A 22,225-nucleotide genomic window follows, 5' to 3' on the forward strand; every position below is an offset into this window, starting at 1 on the left:
GCACCGGAAGTGCCTTGCACTACACCGCCGCACGCCGCTCCGCGGTGTAGGAGTGCGGCGGTAGGCACGGTGCGCCCGCCGCGCATCAGGCCACGCGGAAGACCTGTACCGCGCGTTCCAGCTCCTGCGCCCGCTCGGCCAGGGCGCCGGCCGCTTCCGACGATTGCTGTACCAGCGCCGCGTTGTGCTGCGTCACCCCGTCCAGGTCGGTGATCGCGCCGTTGACCTGGGCGATCCCCTGCGCCTGCTCCTTCGCTGCCGTGCCGATGTGCTGCATCAAGGCCTCCACCCGACCCACCGCGTCGACCACGCTGTCGATCGTCTGGCCGGCCTGGCGCATCTGGCGGGCGCCCTCGGTCACCTGCAGGGCCGACGCGCCGATCAGCGTGCGGATCTCGCGGGCGGCCCCGGCGCTGCGCTGGGCCAGCGCCCGCACCTCCGACGCCACCACCGCGAATCCACGGCCCTGCTCCCCCGCCCGCGCCGCCTCGACCGCCGCGTTGAGTGCCAGGATGTTGGTCTGGAATGCGATGGCCTCGATCGTGCCGATGATGTCGGCCACCTGCCCGGCCGACTGCTCGATCGCCTGCATCGCCGCCCCCACCTGCAGCACCGCCGCGCGGCCCTGCCCGGCGATGCGCGAACTCTCGGCGCTCTCCACCGACACCTGCGCCACCGTGTCGGCCGTCTGGCGTACGGTGCTGGCCAGCTGCTCCATGGAAGCCGAGGTCTCTTCCAGGCTCGACGCCTGCGATTCGGTACGCGACGACAGATCGCGCGAGCCCTGGGCGATGTCGCCGGCCGACCGACCGAAGCCGGCGATCCCGGCCCGCACGTCGCCGACCACCGCCCGCAGGTTGACCTGTATCTGCGCCAGCTGCTGCATCAGCCCGGCCAAGGGGCTGCGGCTGTCGAACGCCGGCCGCTCGGCCAAGTTGCAGCCGGCCAGGCCGGCCGCGAACCTGTCGGCCTGGGCCAGCGGCGACGCGATACGCGACCCGAACCACGCCAGCGCGCAGGCCGACACCGCCGCCATCATGCACATCGGCCCGGCCCAGGCGGCCATGCCCTGCCAGCCCAGCAGCGGCGCCACCATGCCGGCCGCCGACACCCCCGCCAGCCATGCGGCGAAACGGGCGGTGATGCCTGCGCGCTCCCACCGACGCCACCACCGCCGCAGGCCGGCCGGCCGTACCTGCCCGCCCTGCAGAACGGTGCGGATGCGCCCCGTCCCGGCCTCCGCGCGCATGCGGGCGTACAGCGCTTCCGCCGCCTCCACCTGGGCCCGGCCGGGCTTGACCCGCACCGACATGTAGCCGACGGTGGCGCCGTTCGCCACTACCGGGGTCACGTTGGCCTCGACCCAGTAGTGGTCCCCGTTCTTGCGGCGGTTCTTGACCATGCCGGTCCACGGCCGGCCCTGGCCGATGGTGCTCCACATGTCCGCGAAGGCCGCGGCCGGCATGTCGGGGTGGCGCACCAGGTGGTGGGGCTGGCCGACCAGCTCGTCGTAGGCGTAGCCGCTGATACGGACGAAGGCGGCGTTGCAGTGGACGATCCGGCTCTGGGTGTCGGTGGTCGAGACCAGCATCTCGTCGTCGGGATAGACGAATTCTTGTTCTGTGATCGGCAAGTTGGACCGCATTTATCCTCCGGGTAATAGGAGGGCAATCTACCATCGCCTTACTTTTGGAAGGGAATAACCCAGCGCTGCGGTGCGTCTGCCGATTCAGTGTGGTAAGCGGCGCAACACCGGCATGGACATTTCAGAACAGCTGCGGGTGATCTGCTATTTTTTTCGTAGCATGAGGCCGGCGTGCGGCGCCGGTCACAGGCACATTCGGTGCCTCATCCGGCCCTTGCGCCGCATCCGGCCGCGACAACGCCCCCACCCGCACGCCCAGCAGCCGCAGGCGCCGCAGCAGCGGCACCCGCTTGAGGCACTGGCCGGCGGCCTGGCGGATGGCGGCGGCGTCGTCGGTCGGCACCGCGATCGTCTGGTCGCGGGTGGCGATGCGGAAGTCGTCGTAGCGCAGCTTGATGCCGATGGTCTTGCCGACGTAGCCCTTCCTCTGCAGGTCGGCCGCCACCTTCTCGCAGAGCGCGGTGAAGATCGCGCCCAGCTCTGCCCGGTCGCGCACCGCGTGCAGGTCGCGCTCGAAGGTGGTCTCGCGGCTCATCGAGACCGGCTCGCTCTCGGTGACCACCGGCCGGTCGTCGCGGCCCCAGGCGACGGCGTGCATCCAGGCACCGGTCGACCGGCCGAAATGGGCTACCAGCCAATCTTGCGGCTGCCGCGCCAGCTCGCCGATGGTGCGGATGCCGAAGCGCTCCAGCTTGGCATCCGCCTTGGGGCCGATGCCGTTGATCTTGCGGGCGGGCAGCGGCCAGATGCGCGTTTCCAGGTCGTCGGTGCCGACGATCGAGATGCCGTTGGGCTTGTCGAATTCGCTGGCCATCTTGGCCAGCAGTTTGTTGGGCGCCACGCCCACCGAGCAGGTCAGGCCGGTCGCCGCCAGGATGCTCTTCTGGATGAGCTGGGCCAGCACCCGGCCGCCGTCGCGCTGGCCGCCGGGCACCTCGGTGAAGTCGATGTAGACCTCGTCGATGCCACGGTCTTCCATCACCGGCGCGATCTCCAGGATCGTGGTCTTGAAGGTGCGGGAGAAATGCCGCACCCGGTCGAAGTCGACCGGCAGCAGGATCGCCTGCGGGCACAGCTTGGCAGCCTTCATCAACCCCATCGCCGAGCCCACGCCGAACTGCCGCGCCGCATAGGTGGCGGTGGTCGCCACGCCCCGGCCGGCATAGCCGCCGAGCCGCGGAAACGCATCGACCGGGATCGCGGCCAGGTCGCCGTCGGGCGCATGGGCCAGCAGCGCATCGTCGTCGCGCCGCCGGCCGCCGCCGATCACCACCGGCAGGCCCTTGAGCTGCGGATAGCGCAGCAACTCGACCGACGCGAAGAAGGCGTCCATGTCGAGGTGGGCGATGCGGCGCGGGAGCGGATTCACCCGGGCGAGCATAGCGATGCAGGCGGTCCGGCGCAGGCGGCGGGTCTTCTGGGGCGGCGGGCTACAACTGCGCGCAGATCGCCACCAGGCCGACCCCCACCAGGGCCAGGCCCAGCGTCTCGGCCCTTGTCAGGCTCTCGCGGAACACCCGGCGCGACACCAGGTAGCTGAACAGCACCTCTACCAGGCCCAGGGTGCGCACCTCGGCCGCCGGGCGCATCGCATAGGCGGTGAACCAGGCGAGCGAGGCCATCGCGCCCATCGACCCGGCCAGCGCCGACAGCCGCCACGAGCGGAACACCCCGCCGAGCGCCGCCGGCTGCCGCGCCGCCAGCCAGCCGCCCAGCAGCAGGCTCTGCAGCAGTTGCGCCCACAGCACGCCCCAGGCGCCGGACGTCCACGGCGCGATGCCCTCGCCCAGCGACAGCGACGCGCCGCGGAACCCGACGCTGGCCAGCGCGAAGCAGGCGCCCGAGCCCAGCCCGTACCAGAGCGACCGGCCCTGCCAGAACGACACGCCGCCCCGGCCGCGCAGCACGCCCGGCGGAAGCGACAGCAGCAGCACGCCGGCGGTGGCGGCGAACATCGCGAACATCGCCACCGCGCCGGGCAGTTCGTGCAGCAGCACGCTGGAGAACAGCGCGACCTGCAGCACCTCGGTCTTGGAGTAGGCCACCGCCAGAACGAAGTTGCGCTCCTGCATGCCCAACAGCAGCAACGCCGTGGCGACCACCTGGGTGACGGCGCCCAGGGCGATCCAGCCGGCGTAGCCCCATCCGAAGCGCGGCGCCAGGCCGTCGCCCCACAGGCACAGCGCCGCGACCACCGACGCCGCCACCGGCAGGCCGTAGAGAAAGCGGACCAGGGTGGCCGCCAGCGTGCCGATCTCGGCGGTCAGCGTGCGCTGGGCCGCGTTGCGCACCGTCTGGGCGAACGCGGCCCAGAGCACGATGGGAATCCACGCCCAGGCGGTGGCGGCGATGACGGACATGGGAGAGAACGGGGCGGCCCGGTGGCGGGCCTGGAGCGATCGGACGGGAAGGGTAACGCGTGCCGGCGTCGCCCCGCCGATCTATCTGGCGCGGTCAGCCGTGCTGGATGGTGGGGGCGGCCGTCCCCAGCAGGCCGGCGGCGAGCGCCGGCACATCCCGCTTGCGGCGCACCGCGGCCAGCACCGAGCCGGCCTGCGGCGTGACGGCTGCCACCGCGATGGCCTTCTTGGGACACAGCCCCAGGCAGGAGGTCTGCACGATCCGCAGCCGGGTGCGGCCGCCGCCCAGCGACTGGCGCAATTCGGCGCGCAAGGCCTTGGTCGTCAGCTTCTTCGGGCCCTTGTCCCGCCGCTCGCATTTCTCGCAGACCAGCACCGCGCCGGCATAGCGGGTGGGCACCAACACCGGCTCTTCCTCGGCCACGCTGCCTGCGTCGAGCACCTCGGGCCGCAGCGTGGCGACCACCACGGTGCCCTGTTCGGGGTAGAGGCCTTCAACCACGGCGGTCGCTCGGTTCGTTGCGATCCGACAGCTGCTCCGACGGCGGGCCCAGCCGGCCGCTGTCGCCGCCGGGCGCATGCGTCGTGCCGCCCTTGCCTGCGCCATTGCCGCGACCGGAATAGATCTCGTCGTCGTCCAGGTCGATGGCCTGGCGGTCGCCGGCCGAACCGCCGTCGACGATGCCGCCGGGCAGCTGGCCTTCGTCGTGCGGGCCGACCGCGTCGGGCTTGGCCGACTCGGTGGCGTCGGAGACGGGGGTGAGGGTGGTGGTGCGGTCGTTGCCGCCGGATGCTTGTGCCATGGGTGCTCCTGCAGGTGTGGCGCCCTTTCAGGCGGATGTTCCACTCTGGTCGCCGCACCGACTACCGCCTGTCGGCGCAGGGCGGCCACGGGCGTAGGAGCCGGCAAGCGCCCCGGCGGCTCGGCCGCTCAGAACGTGCCGGGCAGCAGGATGCCGCTGTCGACCGTGTCGATCCGCGTGCGGCCGCAGAAGGCCATGGTGATGTCGAGTTCCTTGTGGATGATCTGCAGCGCGCGGGTCACGCCGGCCTCGCCGTAGGCACCCAGGCCGTAGAGGAAGCTGCGGCCGATCAGCGTGCCGCGGGCGCCCAGGGCGCGGGCCTTCAGCACGTCCTGGCCGCTGCGGATGCCGCCGTCCATCCACACCTCGATCTCGGAGCCCACCGCCTGCGCGATCGACGGCAGCGCGGCGATGGACGACGGAGCGCCGTCGAGCTGGCGCCCGCCGTGGTTGCTGACGATCAGCGCGTCGGCGCCGCTGTCGACCGCCAGGCGCGCGTCTTCCGCATCCATGATGCCCTTCAGGATCAGCTTGCCGCCCCAGCGCTTCTTGATCCACTCCACGTCGCCCCAGTTGAGCTGCGGGTCGAACTGCTGCGCCGTCCACGAGGACAGCGACGACAGGTCGTCCACGCCCTTGGCATGGCCCGCGATGTTGCCGAAGGTGCGGCGCTTCGTGCCCAGCATGCCCCAGCACCAGTGCGGCTTGGTGGCCAGGTTCAGCAGGTTCTTCAGCGTGGGCCTGGGCGGCGCGGTGAGGCCGTTCTTGATGTCCTTGTGGCGCTGGCCCAGGATCTGCAGGTCGAGCGTCAACTGCAGCGCGGTGACGTTGGCGGCCTTGGCCCGGTCGATCAGCCGCTCGATGAAGTCGCGGTCGCGCATCACGTAGAGCTGGAACCAGAACGGGTGCCGGCCGGTCGCCTCCGCCACGTCCTCCAGCGAGCAGATGCTCATGGTCGAGAGGGTGAACGGAATGCCGAAGGCCTTGGCCGCGCGGGCGCCCAGGATCTCGCCGTCGGCATGCTGCATGCCGGTGAGGCCGGTGGGCGCGATCGCCACCGGCATCGCGACCTCCTGGCCGACCATGGTGGTGCGGGTGCTGCGGTTCTCCATGTTCACCGCCACCCGCTGGCGCAGCAGGATCTTCTGGAAATCGCTTTCGTTGGCGCGGTAGGTGCCCTCGGTCCAGGCGCCCGAATCGGCGTAGTCGTAGAACATCTTCGGCACCCGGCGCTTGGCGACGCGGCGCAGGTCTTCGATGCTGGTGATGCGGGAGAGATCGGGCACGCGGGCTCCTTCGGGTCGGGGCGCCATCGTAGGACGGCACGGCGGCGGGTGCGCCGAATTTTCTTGATCGCTGCGGGAAATTATTTCCCGGGCGCCGGGCGCCCGCCCCGGCTCAGATGCCGACCGGCTCGCCCGGCTGCTGCATCTCCAGCGCCGCGTCGAACACGGTGAAGCGGCTGCGGCCGGCCCGCTTGGCCGCGTACATCGCGATGTCGGCATGGCGCGCCAGTTCCTCGAAGCTGCGGCCGTGGTGCGGGAACAGCGCCACGCCGACGCTGGTGCCCACCTGCAGCCGCCGGCCCTCGACCACGAAGGGCTCGGCGCAGAGCCGCACCAGTTCGCCGGCCAGCACGTTGCCGCCGTTGGGATCGTGCCCGAGGGAGGCCAGCACCACGAACTCGTCGCCGCCCTGCCGGCTGAGGGTGTCGGTCTGGCGCAACGCACGCGAGATGCGCTCGGCGAAGGCCACCAGCAACTCGTCTCCCGCACGGTGGCCCATCGAGTCGTTGATGTTCTTGAAATGGTCCAGGTCCATGTACATCACCGCCAGGCCGGTGCCTTCGCGCACCGCCTGTGCGATGGCCTGGGTGGCGCGGTCGACCAGCAGCACCCGGTTGGGCAGGCCGGTCAGGGCGTCGTGCTGGGCGAGATAGGCCATGCGCAGCGCCATCGCCCGGGCCTGGGTCACGTCGCGCAGCACCATCACCGCGCCGACGACCGTGCCCTGCGCATCCTTGATCGGCGCGGCGCTGTCCTCGACGTCGAAGCGCACGCGGTGCCGGTTGAGCAGGGTGCCGCTGGCGCTGGCGATCACCCCTTCGCCGCTCTCCAGCGCATTGCGGATCGGGCTGCGGTCGGGCCCGTCGAAGGCGCCTTCGCGCAGCGGCACGACGTACTCGACCGGCAGGCCCATCGCGTCGGCAGAGGTCCAGCTGGTGATCCGCTCGGCCACCGGGTTGAGATAGGTGATGCGGCCCTGCGCGTCGGTGCTGACCACCGCGTCGCCGATCGAGGCGAGCGTCACGCGGAAGCGTTCCTTCTCCTCCAGCAGGCGGTCTTCGGCCAGCTTGCGCTCGGTGATGTCGGTGGCCTGCACGAACACGCCGCGCACTTCGGTGCTGCCCTCGACCCGGTCGGGCACGAAGCTCACCATCACATGGCGCTGCGCATTGTTGCCGTCGATCAGCGGCGTCTCAAAGGCGCGGGCTTCGCCCTGCAGCGCGCGGTGCAGGTGGTGGGCGTTGGCGCCGGCGAGCCGCAGGCCCTCAGTGTCCGACGGCAGGGCGGTATCGCCCGGCCGCACCGGCGGCGGCTCGGGCGTGTCGGCGAAGCTCTCCAGGTAGCTGTTGTTGGCGAAGCGGATGCGCAGCCGGCGGTCCCAGTAGGCGACCATCGCCGGCAGTCCGTGCAGGATGGTGCGCATGTCCTGCTCGGCGTCGTGCAGTTGCTCGGTGGTGCGCTGCCGCGCATCGAGCTCGCGCACGAAGAGCCGGCCCAGGCCCAGGCAGCCCAGCATCATCACCAGGGTGAGGCTGCCCATGAGCCAGGAGCGGCGCATCCAGTCGGCATACACCACGTTGGCGGCCTGCGCGACGACGATGGTCAGCGGATAGCCCTCGAACTTCTTGAAGCGGTAGAGCCGCTCCTCGCCGTCGATCGTGGAGCGCTCGGAGAAGAAATCCTCCCCGGTCTTCAGGAAGTGGCCCATGACCGGCGACTTGCTCAGGTCGCGCCCGATCAGCGACTTGTCGTAGGGGAAGCGCGAGATGATGGTGCCGTCGGTGCGGGTCAGCGTGATGCGGCCGTCGTCGCCCAGGTTGATCTGGTTGAACAGGTCGCTCAGGTACTCGGTGCCGATGGTCGCGGCCACCACGCCCTGGAACGCGCCGTCCTTGTCCTTGAGCCGGCGCGAGACCACCACCGACGGCTGTCCGTCGAACCGCGAGACGATCGGTTCGCTGATATAGAGCCCGACGTCGGGATTGTTCCTGTGCGCCTGGAAGTAGCTGCGGTCGGCCAGGCTGTTGGGGATGGGCGTCAGGGTGACGCTCGATATCCGGATGACGCCTTCCGCATCGATCACGTACACCTGGGACACGCCGGTGGTGGTGATCGCCTTGTCGAACAGCACCCGGTTGCGCACGCCGGGTGCGAGCGCCATGGTGGACGAATCGCCCAGTTCCTCGATCACGCCGACCAGCGAGCGGTCGTAGAAGTCCAGGGTGCGCCGGATGTTCTCCTCGATCGTGTTGGAGAGGTTGCGGCCGTTGCGCTGGGCCAGCAGCGTGGACTCGTGGCGTCCGTACAGCGTCTCGGCCAGGAACACCGTGCCGATCCCCACGGTCAGGGCGATGGCCAGGTAGGGCAAGGCCCGGCGGAAGGGGGTGAGCGGCATGCGGCAGGCGAAGGGGGGCACTGCGAGGGTGCGATGGCGGATTCTAGGGCGGGGGCCGGCCGCGTCTGCCCCCGTACGTCACGGCGCCGCTACCGGACGCCGGCCCCGCGCACCTCGATGCGCGCCTCGTCCTGCACCCGGCCCGCCGCATCGACCAGCTGGATGCGGTGCCGGCCGGGCCACGGCAGCCAGCCGGCCTCGGTTCCGCGGGCCAGCGGCGTGCCGTCGACCTGCCAGCGCAGCGCGCCGCCGCCCGCGGCCTGCAGCCGCACCCGCTGGTGGCGCGGCGGGATGTCGGGATCGAGCGCGACGATGGTGCCGTCGACCGGCGCCACGATGCGGGGCGGCGCGCTGCCCGGGGAACCGCCGGCCGGGCCGGAAGCCGCATTTTTCGGATCGAAAGTGCCTGCAGCCGGCGCCTCACGCCGGCCTCCAGCTATCGAATCCATAGCAAACAGCGGCTGCTCGGTCCCGGCCAGGAACCACTCGGTGCGCGGCGCCTCCAGCGCGTCGCCGAAGCGCACCGCCGCCTGCACCACGCCCGGCGGCGGCGCCGGCGCCCGGCTGGGCTGCCGGCGGTGCAGTTCGCCCATCACCGCCGCCCACACCGGCGCCGCGCCCGAGACGCCCGAGACGTCCCACATCGGCCCGCCCGCCGCGTTGCCGACCCACACGCCCACGGTGTAGCGCTGCGACCAGCCCACCGCCCAGTTGTCGCGCATGTCCTTGCTGGTGCCGGTCTTGACCGCCGTCCAGAAACGTGTGGAGAGCACGCTGTCGGTGCCGAAGGTGCGGGCCCGGGCGTTCGGGTCGGACAGGATGTCGCCGACGACGAAGGCGGCGCCCGCGTCCAGCGCGCGGTGGGCCGAGGGTGCGGTGCCGCCGGGTGTCGCGCCTTCCGCCAGCACCCGCGTACCACTCGCCATCCCGCCGTTGGCGAGCGTGCGGTAGGCGTTGGTCAGCTGCAGCAGCGACACCTCGGCGCTGCCCAGCGCCAGGCTGTAGCCGAAGTAGCCGCCCGATTCGCGCAGCGGCAGGCCCACCGCCTGCAGCTGCGCGAAGAAGGCATCGGGCGACACCATCACCAGCGTGCGCACAGCCGGCACGTTGAGCGAGGCCGCCAGCGCAGTGCGGGCCGACACGGTGCCCTTGAAGCGCCGGTCGTAGTTCTGCGGCACGTAGAGGCCCGACGCGGTCGCGATCTGCTCGGGCGAATCCAGCAGCAGCGACGCGGCCGTCAGCCGCCGCTCGGCGATCGCCTCGCCGTACAGGAACGGCTTGAGGGTGGAGCCCGGCTGCCGCAGCGCCAGCACCCCGTCAACCTCGGCCGCCCGGCTGAGCGCGCCCGACGACCCCACCCAGGCCAGCACCGCGCCGCTGGCGTTGTCGAGCACCACCACCGCGCCGTCCTCCACATGCCGGCCCTTCAACTCGCGCAGCTGGCGGTCGAGCGCCTGCACCGCGAACCGCTGCAGCGGCGCAGAAAGGGTGGTGCGGATATCCCCAGGAGGGAGTGCCTGCTTCGATGGCTGCGACGGTGACTCCCTCTCTGCCGGGGAGAGGGACGGGACGAGGGCCGTCCCGCCCCGCACAACCACCCGCGCCAGGTGCGGCGCGATGCCCTCGCTGGCGTCGTACCCCCGCCGCTGCAGCGCCGCCTGGGCGAAGAGGTCGATGCCGATGCAATCGGGCTTCGGCCCCGGCTCCATCTCGGCCAGCACCGCGCAGGCCCGCCGCGCCACCGCGGCCGGCGTGGCGTTGGGCGCCCGCACCAGCGCCGCCGCCACCGCCGCCTCGCGCGCATCGAGCCCGTGCGCGGCCTTGCCGAACAGGGTGCGCGACAGCGCGTCGATACCCACCAGCTCGCCGCGGAACGGCACCAGGTTGAGGTAGGCCTCCAGGATCTGGTCCTTGCGCCAGCCGCGCTCCAGCTGCTGCGCGGTGACGGCCTGGCCCAGCTTCTGCGCCATGTCGCGCCCGCCGCCGCGCCCCAGGTCGGCATCGAGCAGGCCGGCCAGCTGCATGGTGAGCGTCGAGGCGCCGCGGGTGCGCTGGTGCCAGAGCCGGCCCCAGGCCGCGGCCGATACCGCCCGCCAATCGACACCGCTGTGTTCGTAGAAACGCCGGTCCTCGCTCAGCAGCATCGCGCTGCGCAGCGCGGGCGACACGTCGTCCAGCGCCACCCACTGGCCGCGCCGCATCGACGCATCGGTGCGCAGCCGCTGCAGCAGCACGCCGTCGCGGTCGACCACGCGCGTCTCCGACGACCGGAAATCCCGACGCACCTCGGCGAAGGACGGCGCGGCGTGCGCCGCGGCTGATACGCCCAGCAACACCGCCGCCCCGCACACCGCGAGTGCCGGGCGCAGCGCCCGCAGGACGGCGCGCACCGCTCCGGCGCCCTGCCCCGCGATGCCCGCCCGCGTCACCGCATCAGTGGCCGTCGCCGGCCACTTCGGTCTTGCGGCCCGACAGGCCCAGCTTGCCGAGAAGCTGCACGTCGGCCTCGACATCCGGGTTGCCGGTCACCAGCAGCTTGTCGCCGTAGAAGATCGAATTGGCGCCGGCCAGGAAGCACAGCGCCTGCACCGCGTCGCCCATCTGCTGGCGGCCGGCCGACAGCCGCACCCGCGCCGTCGGCATGGTGATGCGGGCCACCGCGATCACCCGCACGAAGTCGAACGGATCGAGCGGCGCGGCGTCGGCCAGCGGCGTGCCGGGCACCCGCACCAGGCTGTTGATCGGCACCGACTCGGGGTACGGCTCCAGGTTGGCCAGCTGCGCGATCAGCCCGGCCCGGTGCACCGGCGCTTCGCCCATGCCCACGATGCCGCCGCAGCAGACGCTGATGCCCGCCGCGCGGACGGCGGCCAGGGTGTCGAGCCGGTCCTGGTAGGTGCGCGAATCGACGATCTCGCCGTAGTACTCGGGCGCGGTGTCGAGGTTGTGGTTGTAGTAGTCCAGCCCCGCGTCGCGCAGCGCGACCGCCTGCTGCGGCTCCAGCATGCCGAGGGTGGCGCAGGTCTGCAGGCCCAGGCCCTTCACCGCCTCCACCAGCACCGCCATCTTCTCGATGTCGCGGTCCTTCGGCGCGCGCCAGGCGGCGCCCATGCAGAAGCGGGTGGCGCCGGCGTCGCGCGCGGCCGTGGCGGCCCGCACCACCTCGTCCACCTCCATCAGCTTCTGCGCCTTCACGCCGGTGTCGAACTCGGCCGACTGCGGGCAGTAGCCGCAGTTCTCGGGGCAGCCGCCGGTCTTGACCGACAGCAGCGTCGCCAGCTCGATGTCGCCCGCCGGCCAGTGCTGGCGGTGCACCGTCTGCGCCTGGAACAGCAGGTCCATCAGCGGCTTCTCGAGCAGCGCCTGCACTTCGGCCACCGACCAGCGGGCGGGCGGCGCCGGCGGCCTGGCGGCGGGGCGGTGCAGCGTGACGGGATGGACGGGGGCGAGGGGGGAGGACAGATCGGTCATGGGCTGTGGGGCTGAGCGAAAGAGATGATCGGGACGGCGCCGGGGAAACCGTCGGGGCCCGTACATGCGGCGAGCCTGCGCATACGGGGGCTTCGAGCAGAGGGCCAAGGCAGTGCGACGGACCATGTCCTGTCGCCGCGAAGAACCGAGTCTATCGAGTCGACCGCGTGGTCCGCCAGCGCCCCCAGAGCGCCATGCCGGGTCTTTCGACCGGCCAGGTCACGGCACGCCCGGTTTGCAGGGCAGGTCGAAATCGACGTGGTAATGCTCGTCGTGGCGGACCGAGGGCGCTCCCTTCAAAAAGGGCAGGTGGCGCTGGCTGCGGCCAGCAGAAGGACGATGCATCGCTTCATCGAGGAGTCACCGGTGGCATCTGGACCGGACCGGAACGGCCGTTTTTATAAATACTGAAAGAAAAATAGCCGCAGCCGGCACGGGACGCCGACCTGCAGCTATCGATTCCATAGCGAATGCCCGCCATGCTCACGGCACCGCCTGCACCGTCACCCGGGCGTTCGGCACTTCGCCGAACATCTCCGGCGCGTACATCGCCTCGACCCGCGTGGCGGGCAGCGAGAAGGCGCCGACGTTGTTCAGGCGCACGGTGTACTCGACCTTGAACACGCCCTTGGGCACGTACTCGTAGTAGGCGCGGAAGGCCTCGAAGCTGCGCTCCTCGTAGGCCAGCCACGCCGCGCCGGGATCGACCGTGTCCTTCTTGCCGGCCTGGGCGGCGATCTCCGAATCGCGGCCCAGGCCGCTGCCGAGGATGGTCGCGCCGCCGGGGATCGGGTCGCTCAGCACCACCCAGGTCATCGGGGCGGAGGCGTTCACCTCCAGCACGATGCGCAGCACGTCGCCGCGGGTGGTGCGGCCGGGCTGGGCCTGCTCGACCGCGGTGACGGTCTTGGTGACCGCATAGCCGGCGGCGAACGGCGCGGTGCGGGGCACGGCGGCCAGCGACTGCACGGTGAGCCACGGCTTGCCGGAGCCCTGCTGCTGCACCTCGAGCGTGCCGGGGCCGGCCGGGGACGCGGTCGAAGGCGACTGAGCCGTTCCGCTCGCGCCGGCCGCTGCACCCGTCGCCCCGGTCGCCCCGGTCGCCCCGGCCGGCCACGGCAGGAACATGCCGTTGTTCGACAGGCCGGTGGGCGATGCGGGCGCGCCGAAGAAGCTGCGCTGGTGCGCCGCGCCGCCGGTGTCGGAAGGTCGGGCGCGCACCACCTTGCTCCAGTCGACCTGGGCGGAGGCATCGCCCAGCGTGGCGCGGGTGGTGCCGGCGACCGGCGCGGCCTCGAACTTCGCGGAGAACTTCTCCAACGCCAGCCCGCCCCACAGGTTGGCGGTGGTGGTGTGCCAGGCGCCGCCCTGCTGGCGTGCGATGAAGCCGTTGGCTAGGCGGCCCATGTCGTCCTTCCAGGCCGGGTCGTCCATCACCGCCAGCATCAGCTTGGCGGTGTTGGCATCGCCGTTGGCCATCAGCCACCACCAGTAGTCGCCCTCCTCGGTGCTGAAGACCAGCTTGGTGCCCTGGTAGGACAGCCGGCCGCGCAGGATCTGCTGGGCCTCCTCGAGCCGCTGGGCGCGCTGGGGCACGTCCTGCACCCGCTTGAGGATGCTGAGCCAGTCGATCACCGCATGCGTGGGCCACTGGTTGGGCGCGACGGTTATGCTGCCGACCATGCGGCCCTGCGCCAGGCCGTAGCGCGAGAGCGCCTCGACGGCCGCGAGCTTGCGCACGTCCAGGTCCTTCTGCGGCGACCAGAAATTGCGCTGGATGCGGCCTTCGACGAAGGCGGCCAGGCCGCGCGCCATCGCGTCGCGCTCGGCCTGCGGCAGCACGAAGTCGGGGTGCAAGGCCGAGGCCTCGTGCGTGGCGGCCAGCAGGTAGGCGGTGAGCGTGTCGCTGCCGCGGTCGTCCTGGCCTTCGCGCGGCGGGAAATAGCTGGCCAGGCCGTCCTTGTCGAGGTAGGTGGGCAGCTCCGCCGCCACGCCCTTCCAGAGCGCGCCGTCGGCCAGGCCCACCGCCTTGCTGGTCTTCTGCTCCAGGCACAGGAACGGGTAGCGGGCGAACCAGTCGCGCACGCCGGGCAGGCCCTCGGCCAGCCGGGGCTGCAGCATCAACTGGATGCCGCCGCGCTTGGCGCCGGTGGCGGGCAAGGCGCCGGCGGGCGCGGCCACGTCGAGCCAGTACGGCCCGTCGAGCTGCACCAGCGCGGCCTGCTGCACCGACAGCGGCACGGCCGGCACGATGCGCTGGCGGGCCTTGAGGGCGTCGCGCGCGGTGGCGCCGGTGGCCGTGTCGCGGGCCGAAATTTCCCACAGCAGCGCCTCGGTGCGGGTCTGGCCCAGCGGCTCGGGTGCGGTGACGTTCCAGGACACCTCGCGCGACCCGCCCGCCGGAATCTCCACCGTCTGCGGTGCCAGGTCGAGCAGGGTCGCGCGTGCGGTGGCCTCCACCGTCATCGGTTTCGCGGTGGTGTTGCGCAGGGTGACCTGCGCGCGGAACTCGTCGCCCTCGCGCACCAGCGGCGGCAGGCCGCTGATGATCTGCAGGTCCTGCGTGGCGCGGATGGTGGTCTGGCCGGTGCCGAAGCTGCCGGTGCCGGCGTCGGCCACCGCGACGATGCGGAAGCTGGTGAGCGCGTCGTTCAGCGGCACGTCGACCTGGGCCTGGCCGGCGGCGTCCAGCACCACCCGCGGATTCCACAGCAGCAGCGTATCGAGCAGCTCCCGGGTGGCGCTGCGCCCCCCGCCGCCGCCCGCGGGCACCGCCTTGCGGCCGAAGTGGCGGCGGCCGATGATCTCCATCTGCGCGGTGGAGGTCTCGACGCCCCAGGCGCGGCGCTGCAGCATCGCCTCCAGCAGGTTCCAGCTGGTGTTGGGCATCAGCTCCAGCAGGGCCTGGTCGACGGCGGCCAGGGCCACCTCGGCTCCGGCGGCCGGCTTGCCGTCGGGCAGCGTGGCCCGCACGGTGACCCTCGCGGTGCCGCGGACCGGGTAGCTCTCCTTGTCGGCGGCGACCTTCACCTCGATCCTGTGGGCCTTGGTGCCGACGCGGATCTCGGCCATGCCGAGCCGGTAGGCCGGCTTGCTCAGGTCGACCAGCGCGGTGGGGGCGACGTATTCCTTGCCCTCGTAGCGGAAGGCGGTCCACCACTCGCGCGGGGCCTTGAAGCCCCAGGTGAAGAAGCTGTACCAGGGCACCTCGCGCAGGCGGCCGCGCAGCGCCAGCACGCTCACGTACACGTTGGGGCCCCAGCCCTCCTGCACCTTGATCTCGACCGTCGGGTCCTGGCCGCGGAGCTGCACCACCCGGGTCTCGAGGATGCCTTCGCGCTCGACCGCGACCAGCGCGGTGGCCTGGCGGAACGGCATGCGCACCTGCAGCCGGGCCGTCTCGCCGGGCTCGTAGCTCTTCTTCTCGGGCAGGACGTCGATCCGGTCGTGGTCCTCGCCGCCGAACCAGATCTCGCCCTGGCGGGTGACATAGACGGTGCCGCCGGCCTGGATGCTGCGGCCGTCGCCGTCCTTCGCGGTGACGACCAGCTCGACCTGGCCCGCGCTCTTCAGCTGGGTCTCGCACTGCAGCAGGCCGCGGCTGTCGCTCTTGCCGCTGCAGACCTCGCCCAGGTCCTGCGTGTCGGTGCTGTTGTCGTAGGTGTAGAAGCCGCCGACCATCCGCTTGCGGCTGGTGGTGACGGTGCGCGAGACGGCGCGCACCGACAGGGCCACGCCCTCCTTCGGCTTGCCGGCCAGGTCGAGCGCCAGGGCCTGCATCCGCAGCGCCTTCTGCACCGACACCCAGCCCTCGGTCTTGAGCCCCACGACCACGCCGGCGGGCCACAGGGTGCTGGTGCCGCGGATCGTCTGCAGCTCGCCGTTGGGGTCGGCATAGGTGGCTTCCACCAGCAGGTCGCGCGGCTGCGCGGCGGCGGGCAGGTCGGGCAGCGAGAGCTTGCCGTTGCCCTCGGCATCCAGCACCACCGGCAGCTTGTCGGCGACGACCCGGGTGTCCGTGGCCGCCTCGGGCGCTTCCTCGCCGGCGTCGTCGTCGTCGGCACCGCGCGATTGCGCATCGGCCCGGGCCCGGGGCGGCGCGAAGCTGAAGCCGCCGTAGTCGGGGAAATCGAGCGGCCGCGGCCGCACCAGGGCCGACACCCGCACCGGTAGCCGCGCCGCGCCGCCGCCGGCCACGTAGCCGACGCGCAGCTGCAGCGGCACCGCCTTGGCATCGACCAGCGGGCCCTGCTGCACCGGCGCGATGCGGCCTTCGAGCACCGGCAGGCGGAACTCCTCCACCCGGAATTCGCCGGTGGTAAGCGTCCGGCCGGCGTCGTCGCCGTCTTCTCCCGGACGCGCGGCGGGTGTGTCGTCCTGCCGCAGTTCGACGCTGTAGCTGCCCAGCTTGGCGGCCGGCGGCAGCTTGAAGGTACTCTCGGCGCTGCGGCCGCCGGTGCCGGTGCTGCGCCACGCCAGCGGCTGGGTGAACTGCTGCCCGCTGCCGACGTGGGTGATCACCAGCGTGCCCGGCCAGCGGGCCGGCAGGCCGAAGCCGGTACGGGTCTCGGTGCGTAGGTAATGCTTCATCGACACGGTTTCGCCGGCGCGCAGCAGGGTGCGGTCGAACACGGTGTGGGCGCGCTGGTCGGCCGTCGGTGCCCGGCTGGTGGGCACGTTGAAGCGCCAGGGCTCGATGCCGCGCTGCCAGTCGCTCCAGGTGAAGGCCATATCGTCGGCACCGGCGCTGCGCGCGCGGGCGCTGACGAAGTAGGCGCGGCGGTAGTCCCAGTCGTTCTCGCCGGCACAGCGCGGTGCCTCGGGCGACAGGCCCTCGATGCGGGCCAGGCCGTCGGCGTCGGTGGTGGCGGCGGCCAGCTCCTTGCCAGTGCAGTCCGAGACCCGCACCGCGGCACCCGCTACCGGCAGGCCCTTGTCGAGCGAGGTGACCCATACCGCCGCGTTCTCGCGGCCCAGCTTGAAGTGCACGCCCAGGTTGGTGACCAGCGCGCCGGTGCGCACGAACATCGGCCGCTGCGGGCCGTAGCGGTCGTCGAGCAGGGCCTCGCCCAGGCGCTGCGACGCGATCTCGACGACGTGGAAGCCCGGGTCCAGCGGAATGCCGACCACCTCGAACGGCCGCGGGTCGTTGCCCTCGGCATACGGCAGGTCGAGCGTCTTCACGCCTGCCTGGCCGCCCAGCAGCGAGACGCTGCGGGTCTCGACCCGGTCCGAGAGGCGCTTGGAACCCTCCTGCGGCAGGGCGGGCGGCAGCGGCCCGCGCACGTCGCGCTGGGCCTGGCTGCGCTGCACGCTGCCGTCGTCGTAGCGTTGCAGCAGCTTCATCCAGCGGATGATCTCGGCATCGCCCTGCGGCCGCAGGTCGCTGACCGTGCCGGCGGGCGGCGCCGCGGCGCCGGGCGCCAGCGTCTTCACCGGCAAGCCGGGCTCCACCTTGCGCAGCGTGACCGGCAGCATGCCCTTGCCGGTCTTCTCGCCGTCGGGCTCGGCGAAACGCTCTACAACGCCGAAGGGCGCGGCCGCGAACTTGGCGAGCGGCGGCAACGCGCCGGTGCGGGCCTGCAGCGGGAAGCTGCCGGCATTGCGCAGCGTGCGACCCGATGCGTCCTTGAAACCGGCGGGCAGCTCCAGCGTGTAGGTGGCGCTTTCGTCGAACGGGCCGGTGAAGCGCAGCGCGTTGACGACGCTGTCGGGATCGGGCGCCTTCTGGCCGGCGGGCCGGGCCTCGTCGCCCTCGAACACCGGCGTGCCGGCCTGGCTGCCGCCGCGCAGACGGATCGCGCCGGCCTGCTGGCGGGTGACCGGCGCGTTGAAGCGCAGCGACATCGGCCGGATCGGCAGGCAGGCGGCCTGCGCGTTCTCGCGGGAGCAGGAGAACTCGGCGGAGAAGGGTTCGCGCACCGTCCAGGTGAAGCGCTTCTCGACCGTGTTGGCCACGCCGCTGGGCGTGGACACGCCTTGGCCGAAGACGATGCTCACCTTACCGCCCGGCGGCAGGGTGCGGTTGCAGGCCAGGGTGGGAAAGGCCAGCGGCTCCTTCCCGGCCCGCTCGGCCAGGCCGGTCGCCTTGAGCACCGCGGCGCGCTGCGCGCCTTCGATCGCCCTCACCGGCACCCGCTCGCCCAGGCCGTCGACCGCGCACCAGACGTTCTGCTGCACGCTGGCCGCGGTGGCCGCGCCGTTGAGCTGCAGCACGAAGAACTGCTCCTCGTCGATCGGCTGGTAGCTGCCGGGCCGGGTGTTGACGACGATCGGGCCGCCGCTATTGAATTTATAGCTGGTGGTCGGCGCCAGCGGCTGGCCGGAGGCCGATTTGAATGCCGTGACCGGCTGCACGGTGCAGGAGACGCCCGGCGGCAGGTCGCGCGCGAAATCGAAGACCCATTCGCGGTCGCTGGTCCAGCGGCCGGTGCCCTTGCCCGCCTCGGCGTCGCTGCAGCGCAGCGCCAGCGGCGCCGGCGCGGCGGGGTCGCCGAAGCGGACCGCCGGGCCGTCGAACTTGGCCACCGCCTGGCGGATCCGGGCCACCTCGCCCTGCGGCGAGAAACTGCTGACCTGCAGGGCGTGGGCGGCCGGCACGGCTCCCAGTGCGGCGGCGGCAACCAGGGCGGCGAGAGCGGGACGGTGGATCGTCATCGGGCACGGACTCCTCGGAACGGGGGCGCAAGCGTAGCCGATGCCAACGCGGTCCCTCGCGCTGTCTTACAGGAAGTGAAAGGTGCAGGGGCGACAATCCCCCGACCTTCCTCCCCGTGCGCCGTCCCGCGCGCGCCGGCCCCCAACCGCCTCCCACGCCGCCGATGCCGCCCTCGCCTTCCACCCGCCGCTGGGAAATCGACGCCCTGCGCGGCCTGATGCTGGTGCTGATGACGCTGACGCACCTGCCCACCCGGCTGACCTCGCCGGCCGGCCAGCCGTTCGGCTATGTCTCGGCGGCCGAGGGTTTCGTGCTGCTCTCGGCGTACATGGCGGGCATGGTCTACGGCCGCCTCGCCTGGAAGAAAAGCATCGCCGAGATGGAGAAGGCCTACCTGCGCCGGGCGCTCAAGGTCTACTGGTGCCAGGCCGCCACCCTGCTCTTCCTGTTCACCGTGATCGCCTTCTTCGGCCTGAAGGTGGACCAGCCCGCGGTGAAGGACCTGATGTCCTTCTACCTGCAGAACCCCGGCACCGCGCTGGCCGCCGGCCTGCTGCTGGTCTACGAGCCGCCGCTGCTCGACATCCTGCCGCTCTACGTGCTCTTCATGCTGGCCAGCCCGTGGGTGCTGGCCGCCGCGCTGCGCCACGGCTGGGGCCCGGTGATGGGCGTGAGCGTGGCGCTCTGGGTGCTGGCCCAGTTCGGGCTGGGCGAATGGATCTACGACGCCACCGACGCCGTCGTCGGCATGCCGGTGCCCTTCCACGAGACCGGCTCCTTCGCCACCTATGGCTGGCAGTTCCTGTGGATGCTGGGCCTCTGGATGGGCGCCAGCCGCAACGACCCGCAGGCGCCGCCCTTCACCTTCCCCCACTGGACGCTGGTGGTGGCCACCTTCGTGGTCGCGATCGGTTTCACCTGGCGCCACGTGGTGGGCCAGGCGCCGTTCGAGGGTAATTCGCAGCTCAACCTGCTGTTCGACAAGTGGACCCTGGCGCCGATGCGTCTGATCAACCTCTTCGGGCTGATGGTGATCGCGATCCGCTTCGGCCCGGCCCTGGTGCGCCGCATGCCGCGCCTGCCCTGGCTGGAAACGATGGGCGCCGCGTCGCTCCCGGTGTTCTGCGCCCACCTGGTGGTGGTGCTGCTGGTGCTGACCTTCTTCGGCTCCAACCCCCTGGTCCATCCGTGGTGGATGGACGCGGTGCTGCTGGTGGCCTGCTTCGGCACGCTGTACCTGGTGGCGCGGGTGTCGCTGTGGCTGGACAAGCCGCCGGGAGAAGAGGTGCCGCGGCGGGCCGCGAACGCGACCGGTGCGGGCGCGTCGTCGCGCTGAAACCAGCGACAGGGCGCGTGCCGCGGGCGGCAGATCGCAGGGTGCGCGGCAATGGGCCGCCCGCAGGCGGCGGGCTCAGCGGGGGGCGGTGGCCGCGGAAGACGCCAGCACGGGCGTCGGCGTCGAGGCTGCCGGCGGCGCGCTGGTCGCCAGCGTCGCCGGCCGGTCGGCCGGGTTGCCGCCCGGTGCGTCCACGTAGGCGCCGATCACCGACTGCCAGAGGTTGTAGCCCGCCTCGTTCATGTGGAGACGGTCCTGGCCGAACAGCTCCATCCGCGGCGCGCCGGTGGCATCGAGCATCGGGGTGAAGACGTCGATGTACTGCGCATTGGGCACGGTGCGCACGTACGCGGCCAGCAGGGCGTTGGCCTCGCGCACCTTCGGCATCAGGCTCGCCCGCAGCGGGCTGGGCTTGATCGAGATGTAGTCGATATGGGCATGCGGCAGCTCCTGGCGCACGGTGCGCACGAAGCTCTGGAAGCTCTCCAGCACCTGCTCGGGCGTGCGGCCTTCGGCCAGGTCGTTGTCTCCGGCATACACCAGCACCTGGCGCGGCTTGTACTGCAGCACCAGCTGCTTCACGAAATAGTTGCAGTCGGCCATGGTGGAGCCGCCGAAACCGCGGTTGATCACCACCGGCTGCTTGCGGAAATCCTGCGCCAGGTCGGTCCACATGCGGATGGTCGAGCTGCCGACGAACAGCACGCCGTCGGTGGCGGGCGCCTTGTCGCGATCGGACGCGGCGAAGGCCGCCATGCTCGACTGCCAACGCAGCTCCGCGGCGGGAATCACCCGCGCCAGCGGATTGGTCGATGCCGCCATCCCCAGCGTGTCCCCGGCCGGCGCCGCCTGCACCACTGCAGATCCTCCAGCCGCGGCCAGAACGGCGACAGCGAGAGCGCGGGTGGCGATACGGCGGCGGAATGCGGGGAAATCACGTTGCATGGCGGTGGCGAGCAATAGAGTGAAGGAAGGGCTTCGTGCCTGCGGAGGGCATCGAGTTCCGCGATATTACGCAGTTGCCTACAAAAGATGCAGCATTTGGTACGTTTTACCCCACCGAATGCAAGCCCTTGTGCCCGTGCAAATACCGTGCCGGTTCAGAAGCTTTCCCAGTCGTCGTTGTCGCCCGCCGGCGCCTTGTCGCGTGCGGGTGCCGGGGCCGCCGCCGGCGCAGGTGCCGCCTTCGCGGCCGCCGGCTTGACGGCCCCCAGACGCGGCGCTTTCGCGGGCGCGGCCACCACCGGTGCCCGTGGCGAGGGCGCCACGGCGGCCGGCCGGGCCGCCGGGACAGGAGGCGGCACCGCCACGCATACCGCCGCCGCAGCAGGGGCCGCCACGGCATGTGCGCCCAGCTTGAACACCGATATGGCATCGGTGAGCCGCTGGGCCTGGTCGCGCAGCGAGGATGCGGCCGCCGCACTCTCCTCCACCAGCGCCGCGTTCTGCTGGGTCATNGTGCTCTTCCGATCTCACGGCATGTGCGCCCAGCTTGAACACCGATATGGCATCGGTGAGCCGCTGGGCCTGGTCGCGCAGCGAGGATGCGGCCGCCGCACTCTCCTCCACCAGCGCCGCGTTCTGCTGGGTCATCTGGTCGAGGTGGCCCACCGCCTGGTTCACCTGCCCGATGCCGTCGCGCTGCTCCGACGAGGCCGCATGGATCTCCGCGATCAGGTCCGAGACCTGGCGCACGCCCTGGACGATCTCGCCCATGGTCTGCCCCGCCTGGGCCACCTGGCGGGAGCCGACGTCCACCGTCTCCACCGATGCGCCGATCAGGGTCTTGATCTCGCGCGCGGCCTGCGCGCTGCGCTGGGCCAGGCTGCGCACTTCGCTGGCCACCACCGCGAAGCCCCGGCCCTGCTCGCCGGCCCGGGCGGCCTCGACCGCCGCGTTCAGGGCCAGGATGTTGGTCTGGAAGGCGATGCCGTCGATGGTGCCGATGATGTCGCCGATCCGGCGCGACGATCCGCTGATCTGCTCCATGCTGGCGACCACTTCGGCCATGACCTCGCCGCCCCGGGTGGCGGCCTGCGCGGCGGTGCCGGCCAGCTGGCGGGCCTGGTGGGCGGTGTCGGTGGACTGGCTGACGGTGCTGGTCAACTGCTCCATGCTGGCGGCCGTCTGCTGCAGGCTGGAGGCGGCCTGCTCGGTGCGCGCCGAGAGGTCCTGGTTGCCGTGGGCGATCTCCGACGATGCGGTGGAGACCGACTCGACGCCCGCGCGCACCTCGCCCACCACCCCGCGCAGCCGCTGCACCATCGTGTC

General features: G+C 71.8%; 13 protein-coding genes and 2 pseudogenes. 1 reads left to right on the forward strand and 14 read right to left on the reverse strand.

What is annotated here, in order from left to right; translation table 11 throughout:
* Nucleotides 1–85: 85 nt before the first annotated feature.
* The 11 genes from ASE76_RS19625 to ASE76_RS19670 form a co-directional block, all read right to left on the reverse strand.
* Complete coding sequence (locus tag ASE76_RS19625) at nucleotides 86–1,645, reverse strand: PAS domain-containing methyl-accepting chemotaxis protein (protein ID WP_055843493.1); 1,560 nt, start codon at nucleotides 1,643–1,645, stop codon at nucleotides 86–88.
* Between the two features lie 121 nt (nucleotides 1,646–1,766).
* The gene (locus ASE76_RS19630; RefSeq protein WP_236698541.1) at nucleotides 1,767–2,978 is read right to left on the reverse strand and encodes a DNA polymerase IV; all 1,212 of its coding nucleotides are present in this window, start codon (nucleotides 2,976–2,978) and stop codon (nucleotides 1,767–1,769) included.
* Nucleotides 2,979–3,075: 97 nt separating this feature from the next.
* A complete protein-coding gene (locus ASE76_RS19635; RefSeq protein ID WP_055843497.1) occupies nucleotides 3,076–4,005 on the reverse strand; it encodes a DMT family transporter in 930 nt (309 codons plus the stop codon).
* 94 nt (nucleotides 4,006–4,099) lie between these two features.
* Complete coding sequence (locus tag ASE76_RS19640; protein ID WP_055843500.1) at nucleotides 4,100–4,507, reverse strand: hypothetical protein; 408 nt, start codon at nucleotides 4,505–4,507, stop codon at nucleotides 4,100–4,102.
* The gene (locus tag ASE76_RS19645) at nucleotides 4,500–4,808 is read right to left on the reverse strand and encodes a hypothetical protein (RefSeq protein WP_055843502.1); all 309 of its coding nucleotides are present in this window, start codon (nucleotides 4,806–4,808) and stop codon (nucleotides 4,500–4,502) included. Before ASE76_RS19645 ends, ASE76_RS19640 begins: the two co-directional genes overlap by 8 nt.
* Before the next feature lie 128 nt (nucleotides 4,809–4,936).
* Nucleotides 4,937–6,094, reverse strand: coding sequence for an alpha-hydroxy acid oxidase (locus ASE76_RS19650; RefSeq protein WP_055843523.1), 1,158 nt, complete (start codon nucleotides 6,092–6,094; stop codon nucleotides 4,937–4,939).
* A 112-nt stretch (nucleotides 6,095–6,206) separates the two neighbouring features.
* On the reverse strand, nucleotides 6,207–8,489 hold the full coding sequence (locus ASE76_RS19655) for a diguanylate cyclase domain-containing protein (protein WP_055843504.1): 2,283 nt from the start codon (nucleotides 8,487–8,489) through the stop codon (nucleotides 6,207–6,209).
* Between the two features lie 89 nt (nucleotides 8,490–8,578).
* A complete protein-coding gene (gene pbpC / locus ASE76_RS19660; RefSeq protein WP_236698539.1) occupies nucleotides 8,579–10,918 on the reverse strand; it encodes a penicillin-binding protein 1C in 2,340 nt (779 codons plus the stop codon).
* A gap of 4 nt (nucleotides 10,919–10,922) precedes the next feature.
* Nucleotides 10,923–11,960 carry a biotin synthase BioB gene (bioB, locus tag ASE76_RS19665; protein ID WP_082448756.1) on the reverse strand — a complete coding sequence of 346 codons (1,038 nt, stop codon included), beginning with the start codon at nucleotides 11,958–11,960 and terminating at the stop codon, nucleotides 10,923–10,925.
* Between the two features lie 219 nt (nucleotides 11,961–12,179).
* The gene (locus ASE76_RS21345; RefSeq protein ID WP_255357300.1) at nucleotides 12,180–12,305 is read right to left on the reverse strand and encodes a hypothetical protein; all 126 of its coding nucleotides are present in this window, start codon (nucleotides 12,303–12,305) and stop codon (nucleotides 12,180–12,182) included.
* A 138-nt stretch (nucleotides 12,306–12,443) separates the two neighbouring features.
* Nucleotides 12,444–18,617 carry an alpha-2-macroglobulin gene (locus tag ASE76_RS19670; RefSeq protein ID WP_055843506.1) on the reverse strand — a complete coding sequence of 2,058 codons (6,174 nt, stop codon included), beginning with the start codon at nucleotides 18,615–18,617 and terminating at the stop codon, nucleotides 12,444–12,446.
* A 164-nt stretch (nucleotides 18,618–18,781) separates the two neighbouring features.
* On the opposite strand from ASE76_RS19670, the gene ASE76_RS19675 reads away from it, so the two are divergent.
* Nucleotides 18,782–19,954, forward strand: a complete 1,173-nt coding sequence (locus ASE76_RS19675; RefSeq protein ID WP_055843509.1) for an OpgC domain-containing protein — start codon at nucleotides 18,782–18,784, stop codon at nucleotides 19,952–19,954.
* 75 nt (nucleotides 19,955–20,029) lie between these two features.
* Here ASE76_RS19675 and ASE76_RS19680 read toward each other — a convergent pair whose 3' ends face one another.
* From ASE76_RS19680 to ASE76_RS20775, 3 genes and pseudogenes are all read right to left on the reverse strand, one after another.
* The gene (locus ASE76_RS19680) at nucleotides 20,030–20,899 is read right to left on the reverse strand and encodes an SGNH/GDSL hydrolase family protein (protein WP_055843511.1); all 870 of its coding nucleotides are present in this window, start codon (nucleotides 20,897–20,899) and stop codon (nucleotides 20,030–20,032) included.
* Between the two features lie 155 nt (nucleotides 20,900–21,054).
* Nucleotides 21,055–21,411, reverse strand: a pseudogene (locus tag ASE76_RS21310) (methyl-accepting chemotaxis protein); the annotation flags it as partial.
* Nucleotide 21,412: 1 nt separating this feature from the next.
* A pseudogene (locus tag ASE76_RS20775) lies at nucleotides 21,413–22,225 on the reverse strand (methyl-accepting chemotaxis protein); the annotation flags it as partial.

This window comes from Xylophilus sp. Leaf220 (genome assembly GCF_001421705.1).
GTDB lineage: Bacteria > Pseudomonadota > Gammaproteobacteria > Burkholderiales > Burkholderiaceae_C > Xylophilus.